The sequence below is a fragment of the Acidiluteibacter sp. genome, from assembly GCF_055129545.1.
Genome location: NZ_JBSRUB010000019.1, coordinates 1 through 26,076 on the forward strand (window position 1 = coordinate 1; position 26,076 = coordinate 26,076).

At 36.8% G+C, this 26,076-nt stretch carries 23 protein-coding genes, 1 tRNA gene and 1 pseudogene; 19 read left to right on the forward strand and 6 right to left on the reverse strand.

All coding sequences use genetic code 11. The features are described 5' to 3' along the window. Together ACTB0X_RS10360 and ACTB0X_RS10365 are read right to left on the reverse strand one after the other, a co-directional pair. Positions 1–2,824 (reverse strand): annotated as a pseudogene (locus ACTB0X_RS10360) (efflux RND transporter permease subunit); the annotation flags it as partial. A gap of 100 nt (positions 2,825–2,924) precedes the next feature. Beyond that, on the reverse strand, positions 2,925–3,323 hold the full coding sequence (locus ACTB0X_RS10365; RefSeq protein ID WP_463024946.1) for a hypothetical protein: 399 nt from the start codon (positions 3,321–3,323) through the stop codon (positions 2,925–2,927). A 128-nt stretch (positions 3,324–3,451) separates the two neighbouring features. Here ACTB0X_RS10365 and ACTB0X_RS10370 point away from each other — a divergent pair, with 128 nt between their 5' ends. The 14 genes from ACTB0X_RS10370 to ACTB0X_RS10435 all read left to right on the forward strand — a co-directional run bounded on the left by ACTB0X_RS10370 (position 3,452) and on the right by ACTB0X_RS10435 (position 18,735). Next, positions 3,452–4,087 carry a Crp/Fnr family transcriptional regulator gene (locus ACTB0X_RS10370; protein ID WP_463024947.1) on the forward strand — a complete coding sequence of 212 codons (636 nt, stop codon included), beginning with the start codon at positions 3,452–3,454 and terminating at the stop codon, positions 4,085–4,087. A gap of 62 nt (positions 4,088–4,149) precedes the next feature. Further along, positions 4,150–4,938, forward strand: coding sequence for a sulfite exporter TauE/SafE family protein (locus ACTB0X_RS10375; RefSeq protein WP_463024948.1), 789 nt, complete (start codon positions 4,150–4,152; stop codon positions 4,936–4,938). A gap of 242 nt (positions 4,939–5,180) precedes the next feature. Continuing rightward, positions 5,181–6,599 carry an MBL fold metallo-hydrolase gene (locus ACTB0X_RS10380; RefSeq protein ID WP_463024949.1) on the forward strand — a complete coding sequence of 473 codons (1,419 nt, stop codon included), beginning with the start codon at positions 5,181–5,183 and terminating at the stop codon, positions 6,597–6,599. A gap of 146 nt (positions 6,600–6,745) precedes the next feature. Next, positions 6,746–7,123 carry a cupin domain-containing protein gene (locus ACTB0X_RS10385; protein WP_463024950.1) on the forward strand — a complete coding sequence of 126 codons (378 nt, stop codon included), beginning with the start codon at positions 6,746–6,748 and terminating at the stop codon, positions 7,121–7,123. 6 nt (positions 7,124–7,129) lie between these two features. Then, on the forward strand, positions 7,130–8,089 hold the full coding sequence (locus ACTB0X_RS10390; RefSeq protein WP_463024951.1) for a Tll0287-like domain-containing protein: 960 nt from the start codon (positions 7,130–7,132) through the stop codon (positions 8,087–8,089). Positions 8,090–8,325: 236 nt separating this feature from the next. Further along, positions 8,326–9,195: a sce7726 family protein gene (locus ACTB0X_RS10395; protein WP_463024952.1), complete on the forward strand. Its 870-nt coding sequence runs from the start codon at positions 8,326–8,328 to the stop codon at positions 9,193–9,195. A gap of 11 nt (positions 9,196–9,206) precedes the next feature. Further along, positions 9,207–10,142, forward strand: coding sequence for a sce7725 family protein (locus ACTB0X_RS10400; RefSeq protein ID WP_463024953.1), 936 nt, complete (start codon positions 9,207–9,209; stop codon positions 10,140–10,142). Between the two features lie 2 nt (positions 10,143–10,144). Next, complete coding sequence (locus tag ACTB0X_RS10405) at positions 10,145–11,170, forward strand: RES domain-containing protein (RefSeq protein WP_463024954.1); 1,026 nt, start codon at positions 10,145–10,147, stop codon at positions 11,168–11,170. A 91-nt stretch (positions 11,171–11,261) separates the two neighbouring features. Next, on the forward strand, positions 11,262–12,575 hold the full coding sequence (locus tag ACTB0X_RS10410) for a TolC family protein (RefSeq protein WP_463024955.1): 1,314 nt from the start codon (positions 11,262–11,264) through the stop codon (positions 12,573–12,575). Between the two features lie 147 nt (positions 12,576–12,722). After that, positions 12,723–13,802, forward strand: coding sequence for an efflux RND transporter periplasmic adaptor subunit (locus ACTB0X_RS10415; RefSeq protein WP_463024956.1), 1,080 nt, complete (start codon positions 12,723–12,725; stop codon positions 13,800–13,802). Positions 13,803–13,823: 21 nt separating this feature from the next. Continuing rightward, a complete protein-coding gene (locus ACTB0X_RS10420; RefSeq protein ID WP_463024957.1) occupies positions 13,824–17,024 on the forward strand; it encodes an efflux RND transporter permease subunit in 3,201 nt (1,066 codons plus the stop codon). A 13-nt stretch (positions 17,025–17,037) separates the two neighbouring features. Beyond that, positions 17,038–17,343 (forward strand): hypothetical protein, encoded by a 306-nt coding sequence (locus ACTB0X_RS10425; protein ID WP_463024958.1) that lies wholly within the window; start codon positions 17,038–17,040, stop codon positions 17,341–17,343. A gap of 11 nt (positions 17,344–17,354) precedes the next feature. Continuing rightward, a complete protein-coding gene (locus ACTB0X_RS10430; RefSeq protein WP_463024959.1) occupies positions 17,355–17,540 on the forward strand; it encodes a YgaP family membrane protein in 186 nt (61 codons plus the stop codon). A gap of 136 nt (positions 17,541–17,676) precedes the next feature. Further along, positions 17,677–18,735: an acyltransferase family protein gene (locus ACTB0X_RS10435; RefSeq protein ID WP_463024960.1), complete on the forward strand. Its 1,059-nt coding sequence runs from the start codon at positions 17,677–17,679 to the stop codon at positions 18,733–18,735. A gap of 395 nt (positions 18,736–19,130) precedes the next feature. Here ACTB0X_RS10435 and ACTB0X_RS10440 read toward each other — a convergent pair whose 3' ends face one another. Together ACTB0X_RS10440 and ACTB0X_RS10445 are read right to left on the reverse strand one after the other, a co-directional pair. After that, the gene (locus tag ACTB0X_RS10440) at positions 19,131–19,403 is read right to left on the reverse strand and encodes a GIY-YIG nuclease family protein (protein ID WP_463024961.1); all 273 of its coding nucleotides are present in this window, start codon (positions 19,401–19,403) and stop codon (positions 19,131–19,133) included. A 53-nt stretch (positions 19,404–19,456) separates the two neighbouring features. Then, positions 19,457–19,529 (reverse strand) — tRNA-Met (locus ACTB0X_RS10445). A 164-nt stretch (positions 19,530–19,693) separates the two neighbouring features. Here ACTB0X_RS10445 and era point away from each other — a divergent pair. Further along, the gene (gene era / locus ACTB0X_RS10450; protein WP_463024962.1) at positions 19,694–20,572 is read left to right on the forward strand and encodes a GTPase Era; all 879 of its coding nucleotides are present in this window, start codon (positions 19,694–19,696) and stop codon (positions 20,570–20,572) included. A gap of 12 nt (positions 20,573–20,584) precedes the next feature. Beyond that, complete coding sequence (gene der / locus ACTB0X_RS10455; protein WP_463024963.1) at positions 20,585–21,889, forward strand: ribosome biogenesis GTPase Der; 1,305 nt, start codon at positions 20,585–20,587, stop codon at positions 21,887–21,889. Between the two features lie 122 nt (positions 21,890–22,011). On the opposite strand, the gene metK is transcribed toward der, so the two are convergent. Beyond that, positions 22,012–23,265: a methionine adenosyltransferase gene (gene metK, locus ACTB0X_RS10460; RefSeq protein ID WP_463024964.1), complete on the reverse strand. Its 1,254-nt coding sequence runs from the start codon at positions 23,263–23,265 to the stop codon at positions 22,012–22,014. Between the two features lie 81 nt (positions 23,266–23,346). After that, positions 23,347–24,255: a gliding motility-associated ABC transporter ATP-binding subunit GldA gene (gene gldA / locus ACTB0X_RS10465; protein WP_463024965.1), complete on the reverse strand. Its 909-nt coding sequence runs from the start codon at positions 24,253–24,255 to the stop codon at positions 23,347–23,349. A gap of 75 nt (positions 24,256–24,330) precedes the next feature. Between gldA and rsgA the strand changes: the two genes are divergently transcribed. The 3 genes from rsgA to ACTB0X_RS10480 are packed head-to-tail and all read left to right on the forward strand — an operon-like array spanning position 24,331 to position 26,038. Continuing rightward, complete coding sequence (gene rsgA, locus ACTB0X_RS10470) at positions 24,331–25,263, forward strand: ribosome small subunit-dependent GTPase A (protein ID WP_463024966.1); 933 nt, start codon at positions 24,331–24,333, stop codon at positions 25,261–25,263. Next, positions 25,263–25,715: a D-aminoacyl-tRNA deacylase gene (gene dtd / locus ACTB0X_RS10475; RefSeq protein ID WP_463024967.1), complete on the forward strand. Its 453-nt coding sequence runs from the start codon at positions 25,263–25,265 to the stop codon at positions 25,713–25,715. The genes rsgA and dtd overlap by 1 nt, the downstream gene beginning before the upstream one ends. Next, on the forward strand, positions 25,715–26,038 hold the full coding sequence (locus tag ACTB0X_RS10480; RefSeq protein WP_463024968.1) for a nucleotide pyrophosphohydrolase: 324 nt from the start codon (positions 25,715–25,717) through the stop codon (positions 26,036–26,038). Before dtd ends, ACTB0X_RS10480 begins: the two co-directional genes overlap by 1 nt. Positions 26,039–26,076: the final 38 nt, after the last annotated feature.

The window sequence follows — 26,076 nt, forward strand, 5'->3', positions numbered from 1 at the left end:
CAAACAATGCAATAAAACCGATACCTGCAGAAATACTAAAAGGCAAGTCTCTTGCCCATAGCAATAAGATTCCTCCTACTGCAGAAAGCGGAATAGCAGAATAGATAATCAATGCATCTTTAACCGACTTGAATGCGAAAAACAAAAAGATAAAAATGAGCAATAATGCAATCGGTACTGCAATGAGCAGCCTTTTCTTAGCACTTGTTAAGTTTTCAAATTGACCACCGTAAGTGATCGTGTAACCAACTGGGAGTTTTAAGTCTTTATTAATTATCTTTTGAATGTCATCAACCACCGATTGTAAATCTCGATTCCGAACATTAATTCCAACAACTGTTCTTCGTTTGGTATCATCTCTCGAAATTTTAGCTGCACCTTTTTTATAGGTAATCTCTGCCACTTCGCTCAATGGAATTTTGCCTCCACTGGGTAAATCCACATATAAATTTTGGATGTTGTCGATGTCTTTTCGCTGTGCTTGATCTAATCGAAGCACTAAATCAAACCGTTTCTCTCCTTCAAAAATTTGACCTAAGCTTGTTCCACCAAAAGCCATGGACACCACATTGTTGATGTCAGCGATGTTCAAACCATATCTGGCAATTTTGTCTCGCTTATAGCGAATGTTCATTTGAGGAAGTCCAGTAATTTTTTCAACGGTGATATCTGCAGCACCTTCTACTTCTGAAATTAGACTCTTTATTTCATTTGCCTTTTGGCTAAGGATATCTAGGTTCTCCCCAAATATTTTAACTGCAATGTCTGCTCGAACTCCTGTAATCAATTCGTTAAATCGCATTTCAATGGGTTGGGTAAACTCAACCTCCAAGCCCGGAATAATGGTAAGCGCCTCTTTAAAAAGGTCAGCTAGTTCATCTTTTGACGCTGCAGAAGTCCATTCGTCTTTTGGCTTTAAGGTGATAATGACATCACTTTCTTCCATTGACATGGGATCTGTTGGGACTTCAGCAGCTCCAATCCGTGTTACAATTTGATCAATTTCTGGAAATTTATCAATTAAAATCTGCTCAATTTGAGTGGTCGTTTCAATGGTATTTCCAAGAGATGTTCCTGTCTTTAGTATCGGTTGAATCACAAAATCTCCTTCGTCTAGCGTAGGTACAAATTCTCCACCCATAGAGCTGAAAAGCATAAAGGAACCAATTAGTAAACCCAAAGAGGAGGATAGTATGATTTTTTTGTGGTTTAAACTCCATCGAATGATTGGTTCATATTTGTCCGTTAACCATTGAGTTAATCGTCTAGAAAAATTATTCTTGGTCACATCTTCAGGTTTTAAAACCAAAGATGAAATAACCGGAACATAAGTGAAACATAAAAGCATTGCGCCAATTAGCGCAAAGCTAAAAGTGAGCGCCATTGGTTTAAACATTTTTCCTTCAACACCTGAAAGTGAAAAGATAGGGATAAATACAATCAGGATAATGAGCTGACCAAATACCGCCGAACTCATCATCTTTTTGGCACTGTGCAAGGTGATCTTATCCTTAGAAATTTGCAACTCTTCTTTTGGAAGTTTACTCAATTCCAACCCATTTTTGGTCAACTGGAAAGCGATAAATTCCACAATAATAACGGCTCCATCGATAATGATTCCAAAGTCAATCGCTCCTAAACTCATTAGGTTGGCATCCACTCCAAAAAGATTCATTAAGGTGATGGCGAAAAGTAAGCAGAGCGGGATAACCGAAGCTACCACTAATCCTGAGCGCATATTTCCCAATAGCAATACCACTACAAAAATTACGATTAAACAACCTAGGATGAGGTTTTCACCAATGGTGAAAGTCGTTTTTTCAATCAACGTACTTCGATCTAAAAATCCATTGATAAAAATGCCTTCTGGTAGCGTCTTCTGAATTTCAGCGACTCTATTTTGAACCGCAGTGATTACCTCATTAGAATTGGCATCTTTCAGCATCATCACTTGACCAAGCACTTTTTCACCTTGTCCATTTGCGGTGACTGCTCCAAATCGATTGGCACTTCCAAAGCCAACTTTTGCGATATCTCTAATAAATATGGGAATCCCATTTCTATTTTCAACCACTATATTTTCAATGTCTTTGATACTTCCTGCCAAACCATCACCTCGAATAAAATAAGATTGGTTGGCTTTTTCGATGTATCCACCACCTGCAACGCTGTTGTTTTTTTCTAGCGCATCCATTACTTGAGTAATCGATATTTTTTTGGCAGCCAATTGTTCCGATTTGATGGCTACTTCATATTGCTTGAGTAGACCTCCCCAGCTGTTTACTTCTACCACACCCGGAATTCCTGAAAGTTGACGACGAACAATCCAGTCTTGTATGGTTCGCAACTCCATTAAGGAATAACGATCTTCATAACCTGGTTTTACATCAATAATGTATTGATAAATCTCTCCAAGGCCAGTTGTGATGGGTCCCATTTCTGGACGACCAAACTCTTGAGGAATCTTTTCTGAGGCAGCTTTTATTTTTTCTGCAAGCAGTTGTCTAGGTAAATAGGTGCCCATCGCATCTTCGAAAACAATGGTTACCACAGAAAGACCAAATTTTGAAACGGAACGAATCTCCTTAACTCAAGGAAGATTTGACATTTCTAATTCTACTGGATAAGTAATAAACTGCTCCATGTCTTGGGTAGACAAACTGTTACTTGTAGTGATGACTTGTACTTGGTTGTTGGTGATGTCAGGAACTACACCAACCGGAATTTGACTCAAAGAGAAAAGTCCGACTACAGCAATTGCTGCAGTAAATAATAATATAATCAGCTTATTACTTAAACTGAATTTAATGATTTTTGAAAGCATAAACGTAAGTATTACAAAGTGATACTAATTTCACATCAATTGAAATTGATGCAATTAACTGATACCTTCTTTTGAGAAGCTATCTATAAAGTGAAATTGATTATGCTATTTTAGGTGGCTGAAAAATATCAGCAGCAGCTATAGAAGTAGCTGGCAATAAATAGAAAAAATGGTGAGAAAGCTGACTGCTATAGGGCGCAGTAATTTGTTCTTTCTCAATAAAATCAGCCATGAAAATGGTAGAAGTGTGTGTGCCTAAGTGGTGGTTAAATGGGAGTTGTTCGTGCTGACTTCTCTCATTTTGATGTTTCTTGCTGTGTTCTTCTTTTAGGTCTCCGTAGTGTTTCGAAACGAAAGTGATAAGGTCATCTCCAAATACTTCAGAGTGATATTGAGCATGCTCAAAAAAACCACCAAATTGGATGAGGTCTTTTGCGGACACATTCATACTCTGAGAAAGTATAACGATGGACAATATGAAGGGGACTAATTTTTTCATTTCAATGTACAAATTTATACTTTTTATAATTACACTTTGTATCTAATGTTACATAAGTTATCTATTTGTTTACTTAATTTTGAAATATTGGGCTAATTAATAGATATTTACAACTATTTTAAATAGGAATGATTGAAGTGTTAAAAGAAAATTACGGCCACCTTTTTGAAGAAGCTTTACTGCAAGAGATTAACCAAGTAGGGACGTATAAAGAAGTAAGCGAAGGAGATCATTTGATTGATATTGGTGATTACGTAAAGTCAATGCCACTTTTGGTTTCAGGTGCTATTAAAATCTTGCGGGAAGATGAAGAGGGGGATGAATTGTTACTCTACTTCCTAGAAAGAGGGGAAACGTGCGCCATGACGATGCAATGTTGCATGGGAATGACCAAAAGTGAAATTCGTGCAGTGGCTGAATTGGATACTACTTTAATCATGATTCCTGTGCAGAAGATGAGTGAATGGATTGCGAAATACAGTACTTGGCGTGATTTTGTGTTTGCGAGTTATCACAATCGATTGAATGAAATGCTAGAAACCATCGATCGAATTGCATTCAAGAAAATGGACGAACGACTGTTGGGTTATCTGAGGGAAAAGGTTCGAATCTCCAAAGACAACACCATTCATTCTACGCATCAACAAATTGCTTATGACCTACATACCTCTCGAGTGGTAATTTCTAGATTATTGAAAACCTTGGAGAATATGGATAAAATTGAGTTGCACAGAAATCACATTAAGGTAAAAAATATAGATTGATGTAACCTCAGTTACTTTCAGATTACGTTTAAAGCACTAGCTTTGAAGCAGAATTTATTTTCATGGAATTAGTTACCATTTTAGGATACATCGGCGCACTGTTTATTGGGCTGGTTTTAGGACTCACTGGAGGAGGTGGCTCCATTCTGACTGTTCCTATTTTAGTGTATTTGATATTGTTAGATCCTATCGTAGCGACAGCCTATTCTTTATTTATTGTCGGAATGACCTCTTTGGTTGGAACCTTGAGAAACATCCCAAAGAAAAATATCGATTTCAAAATTGCACTTGTCTTTTCCATTCCTGCGTTTACTGCCGTCTACCTCACTCGAAAATATTTTATTCAATTAATCCCAGAGCAGATTTTTCACATCAACGATTTTGTGCTCTCCAAAGATGTCGCCATTATGGTGTTGTTTGCGCTAGTGATGCTGTTGGCAGCCTATTCCATGATTAAAACCAAGAAGGAATCCAAAGAAGTTACAGATACAAATTTGTGGTTGCTCGGATTTCAGGCCTTAATTGTTGGTTTGTTTACAGGGCTAGTTGGAGCAGGAGGTGGATTTCTGATTGTTCCTGCTTTGGTTTTATTGGCTGGTTTGCCGATGAAAAAAGCAGTAGCCACTTCTTTATTGATTATCGCTGCCAACTCTCTAGTCGGTTTCTTAGGCGATGTTCAGAACCTAACGATTGATTGGGTTTTCCTAGCAGGATTTACTTCCCTTTCCATTGTTGGGATTTTTGTTGGCATCTATCTGAATCAATTTGTCGATGGCAAGAAGCTCAAAAAAGGTTTTGGGTGGTTTGTTTTAGCCATGGGGATTTACATTATTATTAAAGAGTTGGGATAGGTTCATTTGGGCGTTACCTAAAGGTAGGGCTATTCGCTTTATCTTTTATTTCATAAAAGGATGCCGCTACTATCCCTAACGCGGATGGGTAGTGCAATTAGCTTTCGTTTTATTTTTGGTCTAAATAAACGGAAACGGTTCAAGCTAAAAAATCTCCATTATGTAACAAATGTCACTTTTTTTGAATTTTGATCGGTTTAACTTTGTTGTATAATAAGATATTAATCAGAAAAACACATACAATGAAACTAGAGCAAATTTATACCGGATGTTTAGCACACGCAGCATACTATTTAGAAAGCGATGGCGAAGTAGCCATCTTTGATCCATTACGAGAAGTTCAACCATACATAGATAGAGCAGCTGAAGATAATTCAAAAATCAAATATGTTTTTGAAACGCATTTTCATGCTGATTTTGTAAGCGGGCATTTAGATTTAAAGAAAAAAACTGGAGCTGATATCGTTTTTGGACCTACAGCTAAACCAAGTTACGATGCGATTATTGCTGAAGACGAGCAAGTATTCAATGTTGGAAAATGTCAAGTAAAAGTATTGCACACCCCCGGTCATACCCTAGAAAGTTCGACTTACTTAATCATCGATGAAAATGGAAAAGAACACGGAATCATCACTGGTGATACGTTGTTTATCGGTGATGTTGGTCGTCCAGATTTAGCGCAGCATGTAGTTGCTGATTTGACTGAAGATAAGTTGGCAGGTTATTTATTCGATTCATTGCGCAATAAAATCATGCCGTTGAGTGATGATTTAATTGTTTATCCGAACCACGGTGCAGGTTCTGCTTGTGGTAAAAACATGAGTAAGGAAACAACGGACACATTGGGAAACCAAAAGAAAACAAACTATGCTTTGCGCCCGGATATGACGAAGGAAGAGTTTAAGAAAGAATTGTTGGAAGGCTTGGTTCCACCTCCGGGGTATTTTCCACAAAATGTATTGTTGAACATCAAAGGGTATGAAAGCTTAGATGACGTGATGGAGAAATCAGAACAACCATTATCTCCTGCGGCTTTTGAAGCAGCAGCAAACGAAACAGGAGCTTTAGTGTTGGATGTTCGATCTCAACAAGATTTTGCGAAAGGGCATATTCCACGTTCTATTTTTGTAGGAATTGATGGAAGCTTTTCTCAGTGGGTAGGAGCGATGATTGTAGATACTAAGCAGCCGATCTTAATTGTTGCCGACAAAGGAAGAGAAGAGGAGACGATTACTCGACTTTCACGTGTTGGATTTGATCATGCCATTGGATATTTAGAAGGTGGTTTTGAATCTTGGAAAAAAGCCGGTAATGAATACGATACAGTAGATACGATTTCTCCAGCTCAGTTAAAAGAAGAAATGACCAAAGACAAGCACTATCCGATTTTTGATGTAAGAAAAGAAAGTGAATTTCAATCAGAACATATTGAAATTGCCAACAATACACCTTTGGACTTTATCAATAATCATTTAGCAGAGTTTCCGTCTGACGCGCCATTCTATGTTCACTGTGCAGGAGGTTATCGAAGTATGATTGCCGCTTCCATTTTAAAAAGTAGAGGAATGCACAGCTTAATTGATGTAGAAGGAGGTTTTGCAGCGATAAAAGAAGCGGGAATTAAAACAACCGATTACGTATGTCCAACGACATTACTTTAAGATTTTTGTGAGGGGTGGTTTCCTCATTAATTTTTCATGTTTTTAGGTTTGGAAGGAGCGGCTATATAAAGTCGCTCTTTTTTTGTTTTGTGTAACTAATGTTACCTTCTCATTAGTAATTATACGATACTTTTAACCAAAAAATTATGAGGTTTTTTCTAACTATATTAGCGGTTATAACATTTTCAAGTTGTTCATTTACAAATTCAATTAATAAGGAGAAAGCTATGAATGCAAAAAATATATCAACGATTTTAGGGAATGACAAAGCAGTGCAAACCTCTCTTTTGTTTAATAATGTTGACCAAAAAGTAATTGTATTAAAAATTCAAGCCAAGGAGATTTTAAAAGAGCATGTCAGCAAAGTGCCTGCTTTATTGGTTTGTTTATCTGGAGAGGGAGTCTACACGGAGAAAGATGGGAGAAGTGTAATTATGAAAGATGGAGATTATGTGGTTATTCCTCAAGACGTGTTGCATGAAGTTCTAGCGAATAAAACAACTGAATTTTTATTGATAAAATAGCATCCAATGAAAAAATACATCCTAGCCTCTATTGGAATAGCCGCTTTTATGGCGTGCAGCAATACCACCAATAATACCGAACAAATAGCAGAAAATAATGAACAAGAAACCGTTCACGAAGGGGAAATCTTGTTGAAGAAAAACTGTTATGTCTGCCATCATCCGACAATGGAGATAGGAAGAATTGCCCCACCGATGCAATATGTAAAGGAGCATTACATCAAAGATGGTACTTCTCAAGAAGAATTTACAGAAGCATTTATTTCCTTTATAAAGCATCCAACTAAAGAGAAAGCAAAAATGCCAGGAGCTATTGCCAATTTTGGATTAATGCCACAACAAGCTTTCCCTGAAGAAACGCTCCAAAAGATCGCGGACTATATTTATAACAATGAAATAGAAGGGCCTGGAGATTTTAAAGAACACAAAAAGAAGCATGGAAAAGGCAACCAAATGCATAAGGGCTCCGGCCAAAAGTCAGAAATGACAAAAGCCGAAAGAAGACTAGAATACGCACTAAGTACTAAAGCAGTTTTAGGTAAAAACTTAATGGGAAAGATTCAATCTGAAGGTACGATTGGCGCATTGGAGTTTTGTAATATCCAAGCCATTCCACTAACAGACAGTATGGCCAAAGTACATCATGCGTTGATTAGTCGAGTAACGGATCAGCCAAGAAATCAAGGCAACCTTTTAGCAGATAATGAAGTGCCAACCTTGAACTTATTTAAACAAAGAGCAAGTGATGGAGTAGAACAAGAACCAGTGTTAAGAGAAGAAAATGGCAAAACGTATTTCTATTTCCCAATCTTGACGAACTCCATGTGCATGCAGTGTCATGGTAAGCCAGAGATAGATATTGAGCGTTCTACATTAGCAGCGATCAAAGCCAAATATCCAGAAGATAAAGCTACAGGTTATGGAGTAAATGAAGTGCGCGGTATGTGGAAGGTAGTGATGGATTGAAAGTTTAGATGTTAGAAGCAAGAAGTTAGACTTTTAAGTTCTTTGTTGTTGCGAGTGTCTTTTTGATTACAAATGCCTTTATCATCCAGTCTAATTCTTGGCGCTAAAGCCTTTGTCATCCAGAGCTTTTCGAGTTAACATTGAGCTGTGTCGAAATAAAGGAAAGTAAAGGAGTTCGTTATTATTCAATATGGAAATTCTTTAATGCTAACTTCTTGTTTTGTAAATTCGCACTGATGATTCCTACAAAAAGATATAATATTAATCGATTAAGAGATTATTCTTCATTATTCTCAAGGAGTTCACTTCGGGAATGGATGAATGGAGATTTATCTTCAATTGACAGTAAAATTGAAAGATATGATAGCAAATGGCTTTTAGGTAGAGATAGAAGGTATATAGACTATCTAAAATTTGTTTATTCGACTTTAGAAAATCATTATCAAAATGAATACATTTTAAAGAACTCGTTTTTAAATGAATGGCTAATAAAAGAATTAGGGGATGGAGATTCTCAAGTATTTAATGAGTTTAGGGTTGGAACGGCTGTTGCTGATCTTACTATGTTTAATGGCAATTCAAAGGTTTTCGAAATTAAAACAGAACTAGATTCCGATAAACGACTTAGCTCACAATTAGAGCAATATAAAAAGGTTTTTAATCAAATATTTTTAATAGTTCCAATTTCAAAAGTTCATCTATATGAGAATTATGACAAAAATGTTGGAATTATAACATATTCGAAAAACATTACTTTAGATTTTAATTTGTTAAGACAAGCGGAAAGTAATAATTCCATTGATTCAAATACATTAATGCAAATTTTTCACTCTAATGAATATAAAGAGATTGTAAAAAAATATTTTGGTTATTTGCCAAAAATGACTAGTTTTAGTCAGTATCAAATTTGTTATGAGATGATTAGTCAAATCCATGTGGTTGATTTAAATAGGATTTTTATCGAGCAAATGAAGCTTCGAAATAATTCAATATCACTCTCAAATAGACATTATAAAGAGTTTAATCAATTGCGTTTAGCTTTTAAAATGGATAGCAAAAGTTGCAAACAAATGTTTGATGTCTTAAGATCACCACTTAATAGCTAAACATTAATAAGATGTATTATCCTTTACTTCGTGCAAGACAATTTGAATTAATAGCCTTAAGGGAGCTTTCCAATGAGGGTGCAATAGAGGGGTTTGTAATTCCTATTTTAGACCCTGTAAAAGAGGCATGTAACAACCTTAATATTGCTTATGATGTATTTGTCGAGAAAAACCAAACTGCATATTTAATAGTAAACCCTTCTAATGGTGAGATGACAGGAGATGGAAATCATTATTTAGATTATCTTAATCAAAAGGAGAAAGGGATATATTTACCCGCGTTTCGATATAGATCTAATGCAGCCTATATTTTAGACTCGATCGAAAAGTATGATTTGAAAAATGTCTTGATTGTATGTCAAAATGATGTAGATTCTGCCGAATCAGACTTTATAGAATTAGCTAATAATAAATCTGTGGTCGCTTTTAATGTAGAAGACCCAGGAAGAAACCGTACTTTAACTAGATTTATAAAAAGTTTAAAGAAGGATTTTATTAGATTAGATGATATGTTCGAAAGACAGGTTAGAAATAGTGATTTTCTATCTATTGAAGCTCATCAGTTCTCTGAAGAACATTTATATTATCTTGATGAAGACTTTTCGGGGTTTTCTGATTATACTACATTAGCTAGTGAATATATTGAGGGTGGTAGCACACCTAGAGCTGTAGTGATACATATTTCATATCTAAATAAGCAAAAACAAATATGGATAAGGCATTTTACTTCAACAACTAATGACTCTATTGCTAACGTCCAAAATAAATTTGCAGAAGCAGCTCAAAAAGCAGTGATATTTTGTCGTTCAGAAGGGTTAAGTAATTCAGCTATTTTAGAGCTTTGTCGCCATTTTGATGAGGAGCATTACCCCGGCTTAGGTACTGTTAAGAAAATTTCAATTAAAAATCACATTCTTGTGGTTGTTGATTATCTAAAAAGTATTTAAATATGTTTGCTTGCAAAAATTGTTTTTCTGACAAAGAGCTCAGTGCGTTTATAGAATCTTCTGGTGTTGTTGGGGATTGTGATGTATGTGAGTCAAAAAAAACTATTTTAATAGATTTGTCTGAATTACTTGATTTTTTTCAAGAGCTACTTGATAATTTTAGAAGGACAGAAGATGGGCTAGGCTTAAAGTCAAAGATTCAAGAAAGCTGGAGTTTTTTTTCTTCTCATAGTATAGCCTCTAAAATTTTAAATGAAGTTATAAAAAGTATTAACACGGAAATAGAAAGTGCTGATGATTTAGTGGACTATACTCAGGAAATAATTATAAATTATTCATACTGGGATGAGTTGAAAGAAAAATTGAAATGGAAGAGACGTTTTTTGCCTGATCTTGAAATGATTCAAGATTTGGGTTGGGACGGGTTTTTTAATACTCAATTTGAACTCGAGCCCAATGATAAATTATTTAGGGCAAGAGTTCATCATAAAAGTGGGATGGAAGAATATAGTGCTTTGGATATGATGTGTCCTGAACCAATTTTAGCAAAAGGAGGTAGAGCAAATCCTCTAGGTATTCCCTTTCTTTACTTAAGTGATAATGATGAAACGATTCTTTATGAAGTTAGAGCCTCATATCTTGATGAGTTAAGCGTTGGGGAATTTCATTTAAAAAAAGAGTATGGAAAAGTTAAAATTGTTGACTTTACTGAGGAGACACTATTGTTTCAGCCTGGTCGGATAACTGAGACCATTAAATCTAGATTGTTAAGACAGAGGATAAGTCGAGATCTTTCAAAACCGATGCGAAGGTATGATACAGAATTAGAGTATATTCCAACGCAATTCATTTGTGAATATATTAAAGTTTTTACTGGAGCAAGTGGAATTAGATTTAATAGTTCACTTCATTTATCTGGCAATAATTTAGTTATTTTTGAGCAAGATAAAATGGAATGCACGAATGTATCACTACAGAAAGTTCGTCATCAAAGTCTAGCCGCTATTCAGTTAAAGAAAGAGGCCTAGCCCCAAACCCACTTTTCTTTCCCCTCGGTAACAAAGGTTACTGACCGACCCCTGCACTTAACCGCAACTTTGCATCATAATTTATTTTATGATGAAAAAACACATATTGGTATGGTCATTTGGAATAGCTTCGTTAGCGCTCTTTGCGCAGTCGACAGAGCGTATTCCAATCACAAAGGCTGCAGTGCTCACAAAAGTGGACGCACAAAACAGTTCCATCAAAATAGCGGAACAGAATTACAACAGTTCAAAGGCGGGTTTTAGTCAAGCCAATGCGGTGATTCTTCCCACTATTTCGGTTTCTCACACCGCAATGGTAACTACCAATCCGCTGATGGCATTTGGTTCTAAGTTGAATCAAGAAATTTTAACTGCTGCAGATTTTAATCCGGCATTATTGAATGATCCTGATCAAATTCAAAATTATGCGACCAATATCGCATTTGAGCAGCCACTCATCAATGTAGATGGCTTTTATCAGCGCCAAGCGGCAAAAATGCAAATGCAAGCCACCAAGTTGCAGTGGGATCGATCAATTGATCACATTTACTTAGAGGTAGATAAGGCGTATATGCAATTGCAATTGGCACATAAAGCAGTAGCAGTAATGCAACAAGCAGTTGCCACAGCAGAAGCCAATAAAAAAGTAGCTAAAGACAATTTGGAAGCTGGATACATGCAGCAAGCCGATTTTTTGTCGGTTGAAATTCAAGTGAACCAATTAAAAAATCAATTGAGCTTGGCAGAATCACAATTGCAAAATGCTTCCGACTATTTAGGTTTTATAATGAACGAACCTTCTGAGGCCATTTATCAACCTTCGGATTCCTTAACCATTCAGTTGTCAGAATCTGCAGGAATGCAGTTGTCTGAAAGCCGTTCAGATATTCAAGCGATGAGTTTGGCGTCAGCCGCTTATAAAAAAATGCACCAATCGGATAAAATGAGCTTTTTGCCTCGATTGAATGCTTTTGGTAGTTACCAATTGTACGACGACCAGTTGTTTAATGCAAGTGCCAATGGTTACTTATTGGGTGCGCAATTGAGTTGGACCGTTTTTGAAGGTTCCAAGCGATTTGGAAAAACAAAACAAAGTGGAGCGAACAGTCAAAAAGCTGATTTAGAATTAGAGCAGTATGTGGCTAAAAGCGAATTGGAAATCAATCAAGCTAAGCGACAATTGGCTGATGCTAAACATCAGTTTGAAACGGCACAATTATCAGAGCAGCAGGCGAAAGAAGTATTGCGCATTCGAACCAATCGATTTAAAGAAGGATTGGAGAAAACAACCGATTTATTGATGGCTGAAACCCAATATGCACAAATGCAATTGGCCTATTATCAATCCATTTTTGCCTACAATATGGCCCAATCAACCCTTACTTTTTTAACTGATACCAATTAACCGTTAAGGTGGTCAATATATAATTTTAATAATAATAAGCTTAACGTTTTAAGTGGTACATGCCGAGCTACTTGTAAACGAATCTAGGAGGAACGAACTAGATGACATTTAAAAGTTAATCGGTATAAGAATTAATTCAACCGAGATATGAAAACAAAGATAATTACAGCAGCAATTGCATTGACAGCAATCTCACTATATAGCTGTGGAACGAAAGAAGAAACGAAAGTACCTGTATCACTAGATCCTGTAAAGGTGGAAGTGTTAAAAGTGGCGAATCCAGATGGCGTTTCTGTCCTCAATTTTAATGGAAAAATAGCTGCAGCTAATTCTGCCAACATCAGTACTCGAATGATGGGATTTGTAGATCAGATGAACGTAAAAGTAGGTGAGTCTGTGAAAAAAGGACAGTTACTAATGGTGATCAATAATGCAGATTTACAAGCAAAAAGTGCTCAAGTGAAAGCGGCGATTGCTGCAGCTGAAGCAGGTTTTGAAAATGCAGAGAAAGACTATAAACGTTTCCAAAGTTTGATGAAGTCGAACAGTATTTCTCAAAAGGAAATGGATGATATGTCTACTCGATATCAACTAATGAAATCGCAATTAGAAGGAGCCAAGCAACAACAAAGTGAAGTGAACGCACAGCTACAATATGTGAATTTAAAAGCGCCTTTTGATGGAGTCATTACCAATCGATTTATAGAAGTGGGCGATATGGCAAATCCAGGAATGCCTTTGTTGGGTATTGAGCAGCCAGGAAAAATGGAAGTAACGGCAATGGTTCCTGAAAGTGATATTCAGTCTGTAAAGCAAGGTGCAGAGGCAGTGGTTTACATCAATTCAATTGATACTGAGTTAAAAGGAGTCATCACGGAAGTGAGTAGCTCTTCAAAAAATACTGGTGGGCAATATGCGATACGTGTAATGATTACAGATAATAATTTGAAAGTGCGTTCTGGTATGTATGCGACAGTAAGCGCTACAGTTGAAAATGGAGCTGCAGTTCATTCAGCTTTGACGATTCCTCAAGAAGCGATAGTAACTAGAGGTCAACTTTCAGGAGTTTATACAGTGAGTCAACAAAATACTGCCATCCTAAGATGGTTGAAATTGGGACAGATAGCAGATGGAAAAGTAGAAGTTTTGTCTGGCTTATTGTCAGGAGAGCAATTGATTTTATCGGCAGAAAGCAAGTTATACAACGGTGCTCCATTAGTTTATTAAGAGTTAGAAAAGAACGAAGTTATGAAAGAAGGTTTAGCAGGTAGAATCGCCAAAGTATTCATCAACTCTAAATTGACAGTGTTGTTGATGGTTGTATTTATGGTGGTTGGGGTATACAGTTCATTTCTGATACCAAGAGAAGAAGAGCCGCAGATAGATGTGGCCATGGCCGATATTTTTATTAGTTACCCAGGTGCAAGCCCGGAAGAAGTAGAGTCGAGAGTCTCGCAGCCGTTGGAAAAAATGATTTCCAATATCAAAGGGGTGGAATATGTGTATTCTACTTCTATGAAAGAGCAGGCGATGATTATCGTGCAGTTTTATGTAGGAGAAGATATTGAACGTTCATTCGTAAAGTTATACACTGAGATGAACAAGCACATGGATGAGTTGCCGAAAGGTGTAACCCTGCCGTTGGTAAAAGCACGTTCTATTGACGATGTGCCCATGTTGAGTTTAACTCTTTGGAGCGAAAATTATGACGATTATCAACTCAAGCAAATTGCGCAAGAATTAAACGATGAAATCAAAAAGGTGAATGATGTATCGGCAACGCACATAATTGGTGGAAGAAACCGAGAAATGCGAGTGGTGTTGAATCCTGCTAAATTAGCGGCTTCAGGTTTAGATTTCTTGGCAGTAGCAGAAATGCTAAAGGTCAATAATCAGCAATTGAGTAGTGGAAATATCACTAAAAACGACAAAGAATTTACCGTTGAAACAGGGTTGTTTTTATCAACTGTAGAAGATGTTGAGAATTTGGTAATAGGCGTACAGCAAAATCAACCCATTTATTTAAAACAAGTTGCTGAGGTGATCGATGGTCCTGAAATACCATTGACATATGTGCAATTAGGTTTTGGTCAAGCGAGTGAAAAGACGGCCGACTTTCCATCGGAATATCCTGCAGTTACCCTTTCTATCGCTAAGCGAAAAGGGGCTGATGCGATGAAAATTGCAGATGTAATTTTAGATAAAGTAGATGGCTTGAAGGCGACCTTGATTCCAAATGATGTATTCGTGGAGGTCACTCGAAATTACGGAGAAACAGCTTCTCAGAAAGTGTCGGAATTACTGATGCATTTAATAGGCGCAATATTCGCGGTTACGTTAGTGGTGATGTTGGCCATGGGCTGGAGAGGAGGTTTGGTGGTATTTCTATCTGTTCCTGTCACTTTTGCATTGACCCTTTTGAGTTACTATTTATTGGATTACACCCTGAATAGAATTACCCTTTTCGCATTGGTATTTGTGACCGGTATTGTGGTGGATGATTCCATTATCATTGCTGAGAATATGCACCGCCACTTTAAAATGAAACGATTGCCATTTAAGCAAGCGGCATTGTATGCCATTAATGAAGTGGGAAATCCAACTATTTTGGCTACACTTACGGTGATTGCTTCTGTATTGCCGATGGCTTTTGTGTCTGGATTGATGGGGCCGTATATGTCTCCAATGCCAATCGGAGCCTCTATCGCCATGATTTTGTCTTTGTTTGTAGCTTTAACGATTACTCCGTATTTGGGATTTATTTTCCTAAGAGAAAAAGAGCCGAAAGATGGAAAAGAGAAAGCGCCTGAGAAGGAGATTTCAGAGACCATGATTTATCGAATTTATGAACGTTTTGAAAAACCATTAATTGAGAATAAAGCAATTCGTTGGGGATTCTTGGGAGTGACTGCGCTATTATTATTCGGTTCTGTAGCCATGTTTTTTACCAAGTCGGTAGCGGTAAAAATGTTGCCTTTTGACAATAAAAATGAGTTTCAAGTGGTGATTGATATGCCAGAAGGAACGACGTTAGAACGTACTGATTTAGTGGCTAAAGAGATTGCTCAATTTCTATCTACTCGTTCAGAAGTGGTGAATTACCAAAGTTATGTGGGGACTTCAGCGCCCATCACGTTCAACGGATTAGTGCGTCATTATGATGTGCGACGAGGAAGTAATGTGGCTGATATTCAAGTCAACTTGACGGACAAAAAAGAGCGGACTGCTCAAAGCCATGACATAGCGAGTGAGTTCAGACCGTACATTCATGAAATTGCGAAGAAATATAACGCCAATGTAAAAATAGTGGAAGTGCCACCGGGACCTCCAGTATTGTCAACCATCGTAGCGGAAATTTACGGGCCTGACTACAAAGAACAGATGAAAGTAGCTGCTCAAGTAAAGGCCATTTTGGAAAATACTACCGATGTAGTAGATGTAGACTGGATGGTGGAGGCGGATCAAACGGCTTATGAATTAGTGGTGAATAGAGAAAAGGCAATGCTTTATGGTGTAGCTCCTCAGCAAGTGGTTTATACGATGAATATGGCGCTTTCTAACCGTGCAGTTTCTAATTTATACGATGAAAATGCTGCGGAACAAGTTGGGATTATATTGGCGTTAGACCCAAAAGAAAAGTCAACGATTGAAGAAGTAACACAGTTGCAAGTTGAGTCTAGCCATGGAACGATGGTAAGCATTAGCGATTTGGTTGAGGTAAAAGAAAAGATTGCAGATAAAGCAATTTACCGAAAAAATCAACAGCGAGTGGTGTATGTGATGGCTGATATGGCAGGAGAGTTAGAAAGTCCTGTGTATGCTATTTTGGGAATGGAAGAAAAGTTAAAGGAGATAACATTGCCTGATGGTTATGGCATCAATGAATTGTACATCTCTCAGCCTGAAAGTAACGAAGACTTTACAGTGAAATGGGATGGAGAATGGCAAATTACCCTAGAAGTATTCCGTGATTTAGGAATTGCATTTTTAGGAGTTATTGTAATGATTTACATCTTGATTGTAGGATGGTTCCAAAACTTTAAAGCACCAATTGTAATGATGGTTGCTATTCCGCTTTCATTAATAGGAATTGTTTTAGGTCACTGGGCAATGGGTGCCTTTTTTACGGCTACTTCATTTATAGGAATGATTGCCCTCGCTGGAATTATGGTGCGAAACTCCGTTCTGTTAATTGACTTTATCAATATTCGATTGGAAGATGGGGTAGGTTTGAAGCAAGCAGTAATTGAAGCTGGAGCTGTAAGAACAACACCGATTTTATTAACCGCAGGAACAGTAGTAATTGGAGCATTTGTCATACTATTTGATCCAATATTCCAAGGGTTGGCCATTTCATTAATGGGTGGGACCATTGTTTCTACTGTATTGACATTATTGGTAGTGCCGTTGGTGTACTACATGATAGAACGTAAAAATCACACGAATTAAAGGGAGGTCTAAAATGAAATTATTAATTGTAACGGTGGTAGAAGATTACCACGATAAAGTGATCAAATTATTTAAGGAAGCAAAAATTGAAAATTACAGCGAGTCTGATATCGATGGCTATAAAAATGCGCCATCAACCATGATGTCGACTAGTTGGTTTCCTAGTGAGAAGTCTGGCGCAGAGTCTAATTTGTTTTTCTCTTTTACGGAAGAAGAAAAAATAGACTACTTGTTTGAATTGATCACTGAGTTCAACAAACACTTAGAAACGAATAATCCAATTAAAGCGGTCGTAGTGCCGATAGAACGTAGTATTTAAAAATTATAAAAATGGTAAATAGAGTAGTTAGAGGTATAGCAGGTACATTTATATTGATCAGTTTGTTGCTGTCTGTGTATGTCGATCAATCTTGGTTGTGGTTTACAGCTTTTGTAGGAGTTAATTTGTTGCAATCATCAGTTACCAAATGGTGCTTGATGGATAAAATTGTAGCAAAATTAGGGGTTAAAGATTAGGTTTGTTTTTAGGTTTTGATGGAAGCCCATTCTGCGCAAGTAGAATGGGTTTTTTTATATTTAGAAATCAATCTATGATTGAAAGGCAGTATGTTAAATTGAGCACTTATAAATACATTACTTTTGTTGGCTAGATTTGCAAGAAGATTTAATTGATTTGAGACAAGAGCGGTTAGGATATTTAGATAGTGCAAGAGGATTGGCGGCTATGTGCGTATTGTTGGTTCATGCGATTGCCTCTTTCAGTGAAACCAATTTTGAACTTTTGCCAATTGCTAACTTTACAAGAGATTATCTCGATATAGGAAAGGTATTTTTAATTCTATTTTTCCTCACTAGTGGATTTGTGATTCCATTTAGTATAAAAGGAAAAGGAGCGAATGCCTTAAAAAGTTTCGCTATTTCTAGATTCTTTCGTTTGTATCCAGTGTATTGGGTTTCTGCCATTTTAGGATTTGTATTGTACGGCACATTTACCTATTCCGATTTGATCATGAACCTGACTATGCTTCAACAATTTTTTGGTTTTGAAAACATCATTGGTTTGTACTGGACACTACAAATCGAGCTCATTTTTTACTTTTTGGTCGCATTAACTTTCATTATCAATAGATTATATAATAAGCGGTTTTTGTTTCAGACTTCAGTTCTTTTTTTGGTGCTAGCTCTAGCAATGGCTATCGTTAGAAATGTATTGCTTATAAAGTTGCCATTAGCGGTGCCGCTCACTTTATCTATCATGTATTTTGGTTCTTATTTTCGATATTTTGTGTTGGATAAAGACTTGATAGCTAAAAAGTTTTCTAATTATTACTTCATTATTTATGTTATTGCGATCCCAATAATTAGTTATCTAGGATATAATCACGATTTCGGATATGATGAAAGTTGGGATAAATACACATTGACCTATTTCTTAGGGCTCTTAATTTTTGTGGGCATTTGTAAATTTAAATATACATCAAATGCGATGGAATATTCTGGAAAAATCAGCTATTCGGTTTATGTCTTTCATCCATTAACCATTCTCGTTATTCAGAAAATAGCATTTTTCGATTCAGTTAATGGGTTTCTGAAGGTGATATTGGTTTTAGTGACTACAATGCTATTTTCTCACCTTACATATTATACAATTGAAAAACAATCGATTGGCTTTGGCCGAAAGTTGCGTAAGCGAATTGTGAAGGGGCAATAGGGGTTTAATTCATTTTTATTGTGTTATTCGGTCACGAAATAGGAGAATTGAACTCAGCCCCATCGGGGTGAAATCTTCGTAGGAATAAATAATAGAAGTGTTTTAAGCCACGTAGTGGTGAAATTTTTATTTCCGGTAATTCCGGAAATAAACGAAACACCTAAGATATTATTAAAATGAATTAGGTCTTTTGAATTCTTGATCAGTCAAAAAATAAGGCACAAAAAAAGGAGTTGATTTCTCAACTCCTCGTAGTAGCGGGGATATGTCCCGATAGCTATCGGGACGAGCGTATGACTATTATTATAAATACCTAAAAATTAGAACAAAAAAAAGAGTAATCATTTCTGATTACTCTCGTAGTAGCGGGGATACGACTCGAACGTATGTCACGCCTAAGGCGGATATGAGCCCTCCGGCTTAAACATTACTTTTAGCCATTCTCTTCCTTTTCCTGATTTAAGGAATTTTTCTCTTGCCATTGCTTCAGACTTAATAGCGAAGAATTCTAAGTAAATTACTTTCCAAGGTCTAAATTTAATAGTCGAGCCTTTTTTAGCAAGTTGATTGTGAGATTTAAAACGTTCAATTAAGTTAGACGTATGTCCAGTATAGAATTTGTTAAACTTTTCAGAGTGTAGGATATATACGACGATTTCTTCTTGCATTTTGATAAATTATAAGCACAAAAAAAAGGAGTTGATTTCTCAACTCCTCGTAGTAGCGGGGATACGACTCGAACGTATGACCTTCGGGTTATGAGCCCGACGAGCTACCAACTGCTCCACCCCGCAATATATTTTTAGCAATATTGCTTGCTTTTTTAAATTCTATCCGTTAAACCGCTGTTTAACTTTCAATTAAAGGCTGTTTTTATTCGATAAATAAAGGTGCCTTCCTTAATTGGAGTGCAAATATATTATTTGTTTCTTTGCAGTGCAAATAAAATGCATAAAAAATGTCGCATAAAGCAGGATTTGTTAACATCATCGGAAACCCAAACGTGGGTAAGTCTACCCTAATGAATGGCTTGGTTGGTGAAAAGATGTCAATAATAACATCGAAGGCACAAACCACTCGTCACCGTATTTTAGGGATAGTTAACGACGATGACTACCAAATCGTCTTTTCTGACACTCCAGGGGTGTTAGAACCGAACTATAAACTGCAAGAAGGCATGATGAAATTCGTGTATTCTGCATTAGAGGATGCCGATGTTTTATTATTGATAGTAGATGCCTACGATCAAATCATCAAAAATGAGAAAGTATTAAAGCGTCTTCAAACCATTGAAGTGCCATTAATCATTGTAGTGAACAAAATTGATTTACTGGATCAAGAGCGATTGGAACAAACCGTGAACCTTTGGATTGAGCAATTTCCTAAAGCACAGATTTTACCAATGTCAGCTTTGCACAAGCAAGGGTTAGATACATTGTTGAAAAAGATCACCGAATTGCTGCCTGAGTCTGAAGCGTATTTTGATAAGGATCAATTGACGGATAAAACAGAGCGTTTTTTCATGGCAGAAATTATTCGTGAAAAAATCTTCATGAATTATAAGAAGGAGATTCCATATTCTTGCGAAGTAGTCGTTAATTCATTCTTAGATGAAGAGAAGATTGTTCGAATTTCTGCTGAAATTATGGTGTCTCGCGAATCTCAAAAAGGAATTTTAATAGGACATCAAGGAAAGATGTTAAAGAAAGTAGGAACTGCTGCACGATTAGACATGGAGAAGTTTCTAGATAAGAAAGTGTTTTTAGAATTGTATGTGAAGGTAGATAAAGACTGGAGAAATGAAGATTCTAAATTAAAGCGTTACGGCTATTTATAAGTAAAAGAAAGTATGGCAAATATTGTTGCAATTGTAGGACGTCCAAATGTTGGAAAGTCTACATTATTTAATCGTATTACAGAAAGTAGAAAGGCGATTGTGGATGAGCAAAGTGGGGTAACTCGCGACCGTCATCATGCACACGCTACTTGGTCTGGACGTGAGTTTACGATAATCGATACTGGTGGTTACATCAGTGGATCAGAGGATGTTTTTGAAGGTGAAATTCGCAAGCAAGTTGAAATTTCTATTCAAGAAGCGAATGTTATTTTGTTTGTAGTAGATGTAACAGCAGGAATCACCGATTTGGATGATGTCGTTGCTGATATGTTGCGAAGAAGCAAAAAGAAAGTGTTTATTATTGCCAATAAGGTGGATAACAACGAACGTTGGGGAGAGTCTGCCGTATTCCATTCATTTGGATTAGGTGCGCCTTACAACATTTCCTCACTGAGTGGAAGTGGAACTGGTGATTTGTTAGATGATGTTATTGCTGCATTTCACGACGGTGATGATGAAGAAATAGACATTCCTAAGTTTGCGATTGTTGGTCGTCCAAATGTTGGAAAATCATCATTGGTGAATGCCCTAATAGGGAAAGAAGCAAACATTGTAACTGATATAGCTGGTACAACACGTGATGCGCTAGGAACACGTTATAATGCCTTTGGTTTCGACTTTATGTTGACCGATACAGCCGGACTTCGTAAGAAAGGAAAGGTAGATGAAGATGTAGAGTTCTACTCTGTAATGAGATCTATTCGTGCTATCGAAAATAGTGACGTTTGTATTTTATTAATTGAAGCGGATAAAGGAGTAATGGCTCAGGATCTAAATATTCTGCAATTGGCTTTGAAGAATAAGAAGGGATTGGTTATAATGGTGAATAAATGGGATTTGATTGCTGATAAAGGAACCAATACCATGCGTGATTTTAAGAATGCGATTTTAGAAAAAATTGCACCATTTAATGATGTGCCGATTATCTTTACTTCGGTTACAGAAAAGCAGCGAATCCTAAATGTATTGGAAGAAGCGGTTCATGTGTATCAAAACAGAATTAGAAAAATTCCGACCAATAAGCTGAACAAAGTGATGTTGCCAATTATTGAGGCAGTTCCACCACCTGCAGTTAAAGGGAAATACATTAAAATTAAGTTCATTAATATGTTGCCGACATACAAACCTACGTTTGTATTTTACTGCAACTTGCCACAGTATATTAAAGAATCTTACAAAAGATTTGTAGAAAATAAGTTGAGAGAGAATTTTGATTATACCGGAGTTCCGATCCAATTGTTTTTTAGAGAGAAGTAAAAAGAGGAATTCAAAATACCCATCACTGAGGGAAGTCGAAGTGAAAGGGGATAATTACTACAAACAAAAAATCCATCTTAGAAATTCTAAGATGGATTTTTTTATGGTTTAAAGTTTCGAGATTATATTCCGAAACCTGCTTTCACTTTGTCTAAGTAGTCTAACTTTTCCCAAGTAAACAACTCTACATCCATTGTTTTTGTTTCGCCATTTGGTTGAGTGAAGGTTTTAGAAACAACTTCATTTACTCTTCCCATATGTCCGTATGCAGCAGTTTCGCTGTACATCGGAGAACGTAATTTCAATCTGCTTTCAATAGCTGACGGGCGCATGTCAAAGATTTCAGAAACCTTCTTAGCGATTTCTCCATCTGTCATGTTCACTTTCGAAGTTCTGTAAGTATCAACGAAAATTCCCATTGGCTCAACAACTCCAATTGCATAAGATACTTGAACTAAAATCTCATCAGCTACACCTGCAGCTACTAAGTTTTTAGCGATATGACGAGTGGCATAAGCTGCACTTCTATCTACCTTACTTGGATCTTTTCCTGAGAATGCACCACCACCGTGAGCACCTTTACCACCGTAGGTGTCTACGATAATCTTACGACCGGTTAAACCAGTATCTCCGTGAGGACCACCAATTACAAACTTTCCAGTCGGGTTGATGTGGTATTTGATATCATCGTTAAATAATGCTTGTAATTCAGGTGATAATAAAGCTTTCACTCTTGGAATCACGATTTCAACGATGTCTTTTCTAATTTTAGCCAACATCGTGTCGTCATCAGCAAAATCATCATGCTGAGTAGAAACTACGATTGCTTCAATTCGCTGAGGTACATTTTCGTCAGAATACTCAATCGTTACTTGACTTTTTGCATCAGGACGCAGGTAAGAAATGTCTGTTCCTTCTCTTCTCATCGCAGCCATTTCTTTCAAAATTAAGTGCGATAAATCCAATGCTAAAGGCATGTAATTTCTAGTCTCGTTGGTTGCATAACCAAACATCATTCCTTGGTCACCTGCACCTTGCTCTTCTTTCGAAGCTCTATCAACTCCACGATTGATGTCGTCTGATTGCTCATGAATTGCTGAAAGCACTCCGCAAGAGTTACCATCAAACATATATTCCCCTTTCGTGTAACCAATTTTGTTGATTACGTCACGTGCAATTTTTTGAACGTCTAAATAGGTATTTGATTTTACTTCACCAGCAAGAATAACTTGACCAGTAGTAACTAAAGTTTCACAAGCCACTTTTGACTCTGGGTCAAAAGCTAAAAAATTATCAATAAGAGCGTCAGAAATTTGATCTGCTACTTTGTCAGGATGTCCTTCTGAAACCGACTCGGATGTAAATAAATATGGCATTTAATTATATTATTGAATTGTTATGAGGGCGCTAAAGTACGAATTTGACTTAGAAAAATAAAAGTCATTTTCAAGCTTTATTTATTGCCTTGTTAATTGTTTAAATACGTCTTCTAATTTTTGTGTTTCCTTTTGTAGCGTAAGCACTGCGGCGCCTTCACTAACTGCGAAATTAAAGATAGCGGTTCTTAAATCGATGTTTGAATCACTTTCTATTCGATAAGAGTTGTCGCTAATTTTGGTAAATTGAGTAATTCCTTTGATCTTTTTTAGATTCGATTCTTGTATTTGACCTTCAAATTCTACCGTAACAATCGTTTTCTCCGTGGCAATGTTAGTTAATTCTTTTGCAGATTTATTTGCCACTAAAATTCCATTGTTAATAATCATTACTCGATCGCAAATGGCTTCTACTTCTTGCATAATATGCGTTGAAAGCATCACCGTTTTTTCTTTCCCAACAAGCTTGATTAGATTTCTTATCTCCGTTAACTGATTTGGGTCTAGTCCTGTAGTAGGTTCATCTAAAATCAACACTTTTGGATCGTGAATTAAAGCTTGCGCTAATCCTACTCGTTGGCGATATCCTTTTGACAATGCACCTATTTTTTTATTCTGCTCGACTTGCAAACCCACTTTTTCTATAATGTCGTCGATGACTTTTTTTGTGGGTTTAATTTTATGCAGCTGTGCCACAAAGGCAATCGACTCTCTAACGTACATGTCAAGGTAAAGTGGATTGTGTTCTGGTAAGTATCCAATTAATCCGCGAACAGCCAGTGCATCTTTGGTCACATCTATGCCACAAACGCTCACTTGTCCTTCTGAGGCAGGAATGTAAGTCGTTATGATTTTCATCATTGTAGATTTTCCAGCACCATTTGGGCCAAGGAAACCAACGATTTCTCCTGGTTTTACTTCAAAACTGACATCGTTTAAGGCACGCTGTGTGCCATATAATTTAGTTATATTCTCTACCTTTATCGACATATTTAAACCTCGTTTAGAAAGGCCGAATTTACTAATTTTAAGCTGTAAGGCATTGTTAAAATAATTGAAATACATTTGAAAGGAATAGTTATAAAATCAACAGGAAGTTGGTACACCGTTCGAGGAGAAGATGAGGAAATCTATAATTGCCGCATTAAGGGCAAGTTTAGAATGAAAGGGATAAAAAGCACCAACCCCATCGCAGTAGGCGATCGGGTGGAATTTGATTCAGATACTGAATCCTATGTGATCCATAAATTAGAACCCAGAGAGAATTACATTGTTCGAAAATCAATCAACTTATCCAAGCAAACACATATTATTGCTGCCAATGTAGATCAGGCATTCTTGTTTGTTACCTTAAAGTTTCCTGAAACTTCGATGGAGTTTATTGATCGATTTCTGGTAAGTGCAGAAGCCTATCACATTCCTGTGAAATTGATTTTCAATAAGATTGATATTTACGATGAGGATGAGCTGAAGTTTATGCGATTCATTCAATCCATTTATACGAAAATAGGTTATGAATGCTATGAAGTTTCAGCCGAAAAGCAGATCAATTTAGACAAGATAAAAGAGTTGTTGAAAGATAAGATTACGATGCTTTCCGGTCATTCGGGAGTGGGAAAAAGTACGTTAATTAATCAATTGGATCCGGAGTTAGATCTTCGAACTCTGGCTATTTCAGAAGCTAATAAGTCGGGAATGCATACCACCACTTTTGCAGAAATGCATCCGCTTATTTTTGGAGGTGATATTATCGATACGCCAGGAATTAAAGGTTTCGGAGTAGTGGACTTGGAAAGTGGGGAACTCAGTCACTATTTTCCAGAAATGATGAAAGTGTTACCGGATTGCAAATTCAATAATTGCATCCATATTAATGAGCCAGGCTGTGCTGTGAAAGCAGCAGTGGATTCAGGTGACATATCACCAACGAGATACAGCAGCTACTTGTCAATTACAGAAGACGAAAAAGGAGAAAATTACAGAGCAAAAGGATATTAATGAGAGTGATTGTGCAACGAGTGTCAGAAGCTTCAGTGACCATTGACGGCCAAGTGAAAGCTGAAATTGGTCAAGGATTATTGGTTTTATTAGGAATTGAAGCTACCGACGAAAAAGAAGATCGAGATTGGTTGATTCGAAAGATTATCAATATGCGCGTCTTTAATGATGATGGAGGAGTTATGAATTTGTCATTGACTGATATTAATGGTGATTTAATTGTAGTAAGTCAATTTACACTGCATGCGAGCACCAAAAAAGGAAATCGTCCCTCCTATATGAAAGCGGCACCTCCAGCTGAGGCGGAGGAACACTATGAATTGTTCAAGACAGAAATGGCCGAAGCGATTGGTAAACCCATCCAATGTGGAGAGTTTGGTGCAGATATGAAAGTTCGATTAATAAACGATGGCCCTGTAACTATAATAATGGATTCTAAAAATAAGGAATAATGACATTGCAAGAAGCTCAAAAAAAGGTCGACGATTGGATCAATCAATATGGTGTTCGGTATTTTAATGAAATGACCAATATGGCTATTCTAACCGAAGAAGTAGGGGAGGTAGCTCGGATTATGGCTCGAGAATATGGGGAGCAATCCAAGAAGAAGTCAGACGAAGGGAAAGAGTTGGGTGATGAATTAGCAGATGTTTTATTTGTGTTGGTTTGTATCGCCAATCAAACAGGAATTGATTTACAGGCTGCTTTTGAAAAAAATATAGAGAAGAAAACGCAACGAGATAACACTCGACACAAAGAAAACGACAAGCTTTAAAATTTTCTTTACTGATAAAAGTTCACAACTTATCAACT